7 protein-coding genes are annotated in these 7,111 nt (G+C 72.5%); 1 reads left to right on the forward strand and 6 read right to left on the reverse strand.

The genetic code is table 11. The annotated features are described in order from the left end of the window. Positions 1-53 precede the first annotated feature (53 nt). From ACFW22_RS25000 to ACFW22_RS25025, 6 genes are all read right to left on the reverse strand, one after another. Positions 54-989 (reverse strand): serine/arginine repetitive matrix protein 2, encoded by a 936-nt coding sequence (locus ACFW22_RS25000; RefSeq protein WP_386408513.1) that lies wholly within the window; start codon positions 987-989, stop codon positions 54-56. A 1-nt stretch (position 990) separates the two neighbouring features. After that, on the reverse strand, positions 991-1,371 hold the full coding sequence (locus ACFW22_RS25005; RefSeq protein WP_386408515.1) for a hypothetical protein: 381 nt from the start codon (positions 1,369-1,371) through the stop codon (positions 991-993). Continuing rightward, on the reverse strand, positions 1,364-3,100 hold the full coding sequence (locus ACFW22_RS25010) for a hypothetical protein (protein ID WP_386408517.1): 1,737 nt from the start codon (positions 3,098-3,100) through the stop codon (positions 1,364-1,366). The genes ACFW22_RS25005 and ACFW22_RS25010 overlap by 8 nt, the downstream gene beginning before the upstream one ends. Positions 3,101-3,287: 187 nt before the next feature. Next, positions 3,288-4,277, reverse strand: coding sequence for a malate dehydrogenase (locus ACFW22_RS25015; RefSeq protein WP_386408519.1), 990 nt, complete (start codon positions 4,275-4,277; stop codon positions 3,288-3,290). Between the two features lie 592 nt (positions 4,278-4,869). Then, positions 4,870-5,370 carry a DUF3017 domain-containing protein gene (locus tag ACFW22_RS25020; RefSeq protein ID WP_386408521.1) on the reverse strand — a complete coding sequence of 167 codons (501 nt, stop codon included), beginning with the start codon at positions 5,368-5,370 and terminating at the stop codon, positions 4,870-4,872. A 1-nt stretch (position 5,371) separates the two neighbouring features. After that, positions 5,372-6,232 carry a bifunctional methylenetetrahydrofolate dehydrogenase/methenyltetrahydrofolate cyclohydrolase gene (locus ACFW22_RS25025; protein WP_386408523.1) on the reverse strand — a complete coding sequence of 287 codons (861 nt, stop codon included), beginning with the start codon at positions 6,230-6,232 and terminating at the stop codon, positions 5,372-5,374. Positions 6,233-6,481: 249 nt separating this feature from the next. Here ACFW22_RS25025 and ACFW22_RS25030 point away from each other — a divergent pair, with 249 nt between their 5' ends. Then, positions 6,482-7,075: a hypothetical protein gene (locus tag ACFW22_RS25030; protein ID WP_386408525.1), complete on the forward strand. Its 594-nt coding sequence runs from the start codon at positions 6,482-6,484 to the stop codon at positions 7,073-7,075. Positions 7,076-7,111 lie beyond the last annotated feature (36 nt).

Here is a 7,111-nt window from a genome sequence, read left to right on the forward strand (position 1 = left end):
GACCCCCACCGCCGGGGGGGCCCCCCGGGCCCGGTGCCCGCGCGTCGCCCCCCTCAGTACGCTCCCGGCCGGAAGGACTCCAAGGCCACCCGCAGGACTTCGCGCTGCTTCGGCCAGTCGGTCTCCGGGCCCGCGGCCAGGATCGCGTACTGGTTGCCGTCCTCGGCCGTGAAGGCCCGGTCGACGACCTGGCGACGGCCTCCCTCGCGGTCGTACGCGTACACCAACTCGGCGGAGTCCGCCGGGGCGTCCGGCTCGTCGGCGACCGGGGCGAGGCTGATCTCCCGGTAGCCGGGCTTGCCGGTCCGCCCGTCCTCGGAGGTGCCGCGCAGCGCCTCGTACGGCGTCATGCCGGCTCCCTCGATGACGAAGACCTGGAGCAGGCTCCGGCCGTCCGGTGCGTTGTAGAACACGCCCTGGTCGGATTCGGTGCGGTCCCAGCCCTCGGGGACGGCGATGGTGAAGCCCTTGAGGTCCTCCTGGACCCGGTAGCCCTCCGGGGGCGTCCCGGCCGTGGCGGTGGGCGCATCGGAGGGGGACTCCGGGGGGAGGTCCGACGGGGACGGGGCCGTCGGACCGTCCGGCTCCGCGGGGGCGGAGACGGAGGTCCCGGGGCCTGCGGCAGGACCGTCGCTCCCGTCCTCTCCGCCCCAGACCAGCCAGGCACCGAAGGAACCCGCCGCCAGGACGGCCGCCACCGCCCCGGCCACCAGCACGGCCCGCGATCGGGGCCGCCCGGCCGGCACGGGAGCCGCGGAGTGCTGCCAGCCGCCCGCTTCCGGCAGGTACGGGGGTGGGGAGCCGGGCACGTACGTCGGAGGAGGCGGAGGAGGCAGAGGAGACGGAGAAGACGGTGGCGGAGGTGCGACGGGGCCGCCCGCACCGACGGGCGGGGTCACCGGCGCGCGCCCCGCTCCCCCGGTCTCCCAGCTCTGCGTCTCGTCGTTCCAGCGGGCGCCGCCCGCCGAACCGCCCCCGTAGCCGCTCACCTCACCCTCCGAGCAGGGCGCCGACGGCCTGCCCCACGGCCACGCCCGAGGCGAGGAGCTCCGCCACCGCACCCGCTTCCGCGAGGGCGCCGCGCAGGGCGGTCAGCCGGCCGGTGCTCGCCCGACCGGTGCCCTCGATCTCGTCCTCGACGTCGGAGAGTTCGGCGTCGAGGGCGGCGGTCAGCTCGGAGGGGACGACGCCCTCCAGGTCCGCACGGAGCTGCCGGACGGCCCGGAGCAGCTCTTCCTGCTGCGCGTCGCGGTCCGGTGCGGCACCGTGCACGGTGTTGGTGACGGTGTTGTGGTCGCCGATGGTGACGTTGCCGCCGGTGTTGGTGACGTGGATGCCGCCACGGTCACGGGAGTTGCCGTTCTCAGCCACGGTCGCCTCCGGTGGTCGAAGTGGTGAAGCTCTTGCTGGTGACGGTGTTGTGGTGGCCGATGGTGACGTTCCCCTTGGTGTTCTCGATGAAGGTGCCGCCCTCGGCCACGTGGACGATCTTCTGCTCGAACTCGCCCGTCTCGTAACCGGCCTCGTGGAGCGCGGTCTTCACCCCGTTCGCGACCCGGTCCTGAATGCTCTTCAGATAACGGCTGACGTCCATGTCCTGGAAGAGGGAGGCCTGGTCGTCGGAGCCCAGCTCCCGGACCGAGGCCCACGGCCCTTCGGGCAGGGCGTTGGCGTGGCCCGCGGTGAGCACCCGCCAGGAGTGGCCGAGCGAACGCCAGAGCGTGGCGAGGGCGTGACCGGCGGAGCGGGGGGTCCGGGCCAGCGCCCAGACGGCCTTGCCGAGGAAGTGGTTGTGCCGGTAGCGGTGGGCGTTCCGGTCGGCGTGGCGGTAGAGCTCCCGCACCGGCCGCAGGACGTGCGGGGCGACCTCCAGCATCAGCATGCCGCCCTGCGTGTGGACGCGGACGAAGACCGTGGTGACGATCTCTTCGCCCCAACCGCCGACCCGGACCCGGAGGAAGTGGCGACGGGTCTCGCCGCCCTCCTCGATGGAGCCCGCGCGGTGCGCCTCGAAGGCACCGGGGGCGTACGGGGCGGCGGTGCGGGCCGGCAGGCCGTCGACCGGGAGGAAGACGACCTCCTCGATCTCCAACTCGCGCAGCCGGTCCCGCACCGCCGCCTGGAGCTGTGGCGAGCCGTGCGGGGAGGGGATGCGCAGCGCCTCCAGGAGCGGGACGACGTGTCGCAGGACGGTGCCGTTGTCGAGCGGTTCGGGTGCCCGTCCGTCGAGGTCCTCGCGGGGACGGAGTTCGACCGAGAGCGACCAGGGCTCGTACGGGGTGCCGGCGCCGCAGAACGGGTCGGCGGCTCCGTACAGGACGAGCCGGGCGTGCTGCTCGATCCGGATCCGGTCGCGCAGCCGGCGGAAGCGGGCGCCCTCGGCCTGCTCGGCGGGGTCGGAGCGCTGGTCGGCGAAGCGCTCCCGGGAGAGCTCCTCGGTGAGCGCCCGGGCGGACTGACCGCGCTGGGCCGCCACCGCCCAGGCCACGAGGAGCGGCACGGCGAGGGTGATCCAGGCCTCCAGGGTGCCGATGCCCCACACCTCCTGGACCGCGAGGCCGACCGGGAGGTCGAGGAAGTCTCCGCCCGCGCCGGAGGGTCCGTCGAAGGAGCTGTCCGAGCCCGCGTCGCCGAACGCGAGGAAGAGGAGGAACAGGGCGGCCTGGAGGAGCGAGAGCCGCCCGTACCAGCGCAGCAGGAGGGCGGGCACCGAGCGGTAGAAGGGGGCGTTGGCGGACGTGCCGCGCACCCAGCGGGCGAGGCCGAGGATCAGGAAGGGGGCGAGCAGGAGGACGACCAGGCCCTTGGTGAGGGGGATCGCGACGATCCAGAGGGCGAGGATGCCGGCGGCCCAGCCGAGTTCGACGCGGCGGGCGCGCAGGGCATGGGCGAGGACGCGGCTCGCGTCATAGCCGAGGGAAGCGGCGGCGAAGCGCTCCTCGTGGACGTACAGCTCGTCGATGACCGCATCGCGGTAGGCGTCGTCGAGGTACGCACCGGCGCAGAGGAGGCGGGTCGCCTCGCTGGCTGCGGGTAAGCGACGCGGGTCGACGACGGTGGGACGACTGCTCGGTTGTTGGGGCACGGACGACTGCGCCAAGACTCCCCCGGGTGTGTGGAACTATCCTTGTTCTTCGATCACTTGACCGAGAACCGGTGGGACAGCATAGGGGAGCCGGGGCTTCCGGCGACACGGAAAAACGGTGCCCCCGGGCCGTACGGACGTACGGCCCGGGGGCACCGGGTGGAGAAGCTGCGACGGACTCCGTCCGCCGGTCGGCTCGGACTCAGATGAGGCCCAGCTCGCGGACCGCGTCGCGCTCCTCGGCCAGCTCGGCCACGGACGCGTCGATGCGGGTGCGGGAGAACTCGTTGATGTCCAGGCCCTGGACGATCTCGTACGTGCCGTCCTTGCAGGTGACGGGGAAGGAGGAGATGAGGCCCTCCGGGACGCCGTAGGAGCCGTCCGACGGGATGCCCATGGAGGTCCAGTCGCCCTCGGCGGTGCCGTTGACCCAGGTGTGGACGTGGTCGATGGCGGCGTTCGCGGCGGAGGCGGCGGAGGACGCGCCACGGGCGTCGATGATCGCGGCGCCGCGCTTGGCGACGGTCGGGATGAAGGTGTCGGCCAGCCAGGCCTCGTCGCCGATGGCCTCGGCCGCGTTCTTGCCGGCGATCTCCGCGTGGAAGACGTCCGGGTACTGGGTCGCCGAGTGGTTGCCCCAGATGGTGAGGCGCTTGATGTCCTCGACCGAGGCACCGGTCTTCTGGGCCAGCTGCGAGATCGCGCGGTTGTGGTCCAGACGGGTCATCGCGGTGAAGCGCTCGGCCGGGACGTCCGGGGCGGCGGCCTGGGCGATGAGGGCGTTGGTGTTGGCCGGGTTGCCGACCACGAGGACCTTGATGTCGTCCGCGGCGTGGTCGTTGATGGCCTTGCCCTGCGGCTTGAAGATGCCGCCGTTGGCGGCGAGCAGGTCACCGCGCTCCATGCCCTTGGTGCGGGGGCGGGCACCGACGAGCAGGGCGACGTTCGCGCCCTCGAAGCCCTTGTTCGGGTCGTCGAAGATGTCGATGCCCTTGAGCAGCGGGAAGGCGCAGTCGTCGAGCTCCATGGCGGTGCCCTCGGCGGCCTTCACGCCCTGCGGGATCTCAAGGAGGCGCAGCTTGACCGGCACGTCCGCGCCGAGCAGGTGGCCGGAGGCGATGCGGAAGAGCAGCGCGTAGCCGATCTGGCCGGCCGCGCCGGTCACGGTGACATTCACGGGAGTGCGGGTCATGGCGATCTCCGTAAGACAGCTGGCGGTGGGGGTCCCTGCCCCTGGTGCGGGATAGCCCTTTGATCGATCGGTGTCTCGATGTGAAGAGATATCCAGCGGTCAGGCTATCCGACCCGGGCCCCCTCCAATCCCCACCCCCTTGTGGTGCGGCTCACTGCCACCCGTCCGGGCACGGTCGCCAGGAGGTTCGGCCGCACCCACCACCGCCGTCCGCGAGCGCGCCGCAGGCCCGGGCGTCCGCGCCCGGGGCGGCGGCCGGCATCGGCGCGTACGCACCGGTGCCGGCCCGTCCGGCGCGGGTGGCGCTCCGCTGGACGCCCGCGACCTCGACGGTGACGGCGTCCCCGGTGGCGGCCCCGCCCCTTCGGCCCGTCGGGGGATGGCGGTTCCGGAGGCGTCACGGGCACCGGCCGCCGAGCGGAAGTAGCGGAACCGTCACTTCCGTGCCACAGTGCGCCGACGGATCTTGAACCGGCGTCGGCCCGCACACCACCCTTGCACGGCGGTGCCCGCCCTCCCACGGGGGAGAGGGCGGGCAACCGCATTCCACAACGCGCCGGCCGCGCAGCCGGGACGCGCTTCGCAGCGCGGTCTAGGTCACCGTGAGGTGGAGCACGTCCTCCAGGAACGGGACCCGCAGCCAGGGGTGCGGTTGCACCATGAGCGCGAGCAGCACGATCAGGCCGCCCATCACGCCGTACGTGATCATGTCCGTGAAGCGGGAACGGACGGCCAGCATGCCGACCGACGGCAGCGCCCGGCGCAGGGCCGCACCCGTCAGGAGCGCGGCCCCGACCAGGATCGTCCCCACCCGGAAGGCCTGCGGGAACAGGTCCGTCCCCACCACGAGCAGCCCGATCCCGGCGAGTCCGAGGACGGTGATCAACGGCCACTGGCGCGCGGGGGCCGGGGCGCTGCCGGGCGCGGCCCGACCGCCGCCCTCGGGGCGCGCGGTATCGGTGGTGACGACGGTGGGCAGCCGCCGTCGCGGGCCGCCCTTCCGCCCGGCGTCCGGGGACGTCGTGGACCGCAGCGCGCCCGTCGTCTCCGCCCCGTCCGGGTTCCCGGGCTCGGCCGGGGTCCCGGGAGTCACCTCAGAGCGCCGCGGCCGCGCGCTCGGCGGCCTCGACGACGTTGACGAGCAGCTGCGCACGGGTCATCGGACCCACTCCGCCGGGGTTCGGAGAGATCCAACCGGCCACTTCGACGACACCGGGGTGGACGTCGCCGACGATCTTGCCCTCGCCGTTGCGCGAGACGCCGACGTCCAGGACGGCCGCGCCCGGCTTCACGTCCTCGGGCTTGATCAGGTGCGGCACTCCGGCCGCCGCGACGATGATGTCGGCGTTGCGCAGATGGGCCGCGAGGTCCCGGGTGCCGGTGTGGCACTGGGTCACGGTGGCGTTCTCGGAGCGGCGGGTCAGCAGCAGCGGCATCGGGCGGCCGATGGTGACGCCGCGGCCGACGACCACGACCTCGGCGCCGTTGATCTCCACGCCGTGGCGGCGGAGCAGGGTGATCACTCCGTTGGGCGTGCACGGCAGCGGGGCGGGCTCGTTGAGGACGAGGCGACCGAGGTTGGTCGGGTGCAGGCCGTCCGCGTCCTTGGCCGGGTCCATCAGTTCCAGGATGCGGTTCTCGTCGATGCCCTTGGGCAGCGGCAGCTGGACGATGTAGCCGGTGCAGGCCGGGTCCTCGTTGAGTTCCCGTACGACCGCCTCGATCTCCTCCTGGGTGGCGGTGCCCGGCAGGGTGCGCTGGATGGAGGCGAGACCGACCTCCGCGCAGTCGCGGTGCTTGCCCGCGACGTACTTCTGGCTGGCCGGGTCGTCGCCGACCAGGACCGTGCCGAGACCGGGCGTGACGCCCTTCTCCTTGAGGGCCGCCACACGGACGGTGAGATCGGACTTGATCGCGGCTGCGGTGGCCTTGCCATCGAGAATCTGGGCGCTCATGGAGACATCCTCCCGGATGAACCCCGCCTTGTTCCAATTCGCCCGCGCGGAGCAGTCGGCCCCTCGGAACGGGAGGTTGCACTTGCACAACTCCACCCCGTATCGACTGGACAAGGAGTCGGCGTTGCGACAACGATGATGCGCGAAGTGCCGCGGAAAGTGCCGGGGGGAAATCCGCTGAAACATCGTGTAGTCCTCCGCGCGGGCCGCGTCGTTCCCGCACAGAGAATTTCACGGAGGAATCCCGCGATGAGCTTCGGCGAACCGACCAACCCCTATGGCCAGCCGCAGGATCAGGGCCAGGGCCAGCAGCCCGGTTACGGCTACCCCCAGCAGGCCCCCCAGGGCGTGCCCCAGCAGGGCTACGGCTACCCGATGGCCCCGCCGGTCTCCCCGTACGGCGGCTACCCCGGCGCGGCCATGGAGATGCCGGGCAACGTGAAGTCCGCGCGCGTGATGATGTGGATCATGGGCGGTCTCAACCTGCTCGGCGGACTCGCGATCATCGCCCTCTCCTTCGCCCTCGACAGCGACCTGGAGAGTGCGGGCGCCACGTCCGCCGACGCCGAGGCCTTCGCGGACCTGGGCCAGGGCATCATGATCTTCCTCGGCCTCATCTCCCTGGTCTTCGCCGTCGTCGGCATGGTGCTGGCCGCCAGGTTCAAGTCCGGTGGCAACGGCGTCCGGATCGGCTCGATCGTCTGGGCCTCGTTCGCCGTGCTGTTCAGCCTCTTCTCGCTGCCGGCCGGCATCGTGAGCCTCGCCCTCGGCGTCCTGATCATCGTCTTCGTGGCGAAGGCCGACGGCGCCGCCTGGTTCAACCGGAACAAGCAGCAGTTCTGACCGTTCGACGGCGAGGGGCCGGGTGCCGCACCTTTC

This window comes from Streptomyces sp. NPDC058872, from assembly GCF_042743065.1.
GTDB lineage: Bacteria > Actinomycetota > Actinomycetes > Streptomycetales > Streptomycetaceae > Streptomyces.

Excerpts from the sequence above, each read along its gene's own strand:
- ACFW22_RS25015 (WP_386408519.1), bottom strand. The coding sequence starts at position 4,277 with ATGACCCGCACTCCCGTGAATGTCACCGTGACCGGCGCGGCCGGCCAG.
- ACFW22_RS25025 (WP_386408523.1), bottom strand. The coding sequence starts at position 6,232 with ATGAGCGCCCAGATTCTCGATGGCAAGGCCACCGCAGCCGCGATCAAG.
- ACFW22_RS25030 (WP_386408525.1), top strand. The coding sequence starts at position 6,482 with ATGAGCTTCGGCGAACCGACCAACCCCTATGGCCAGCCGCAGGATCAG.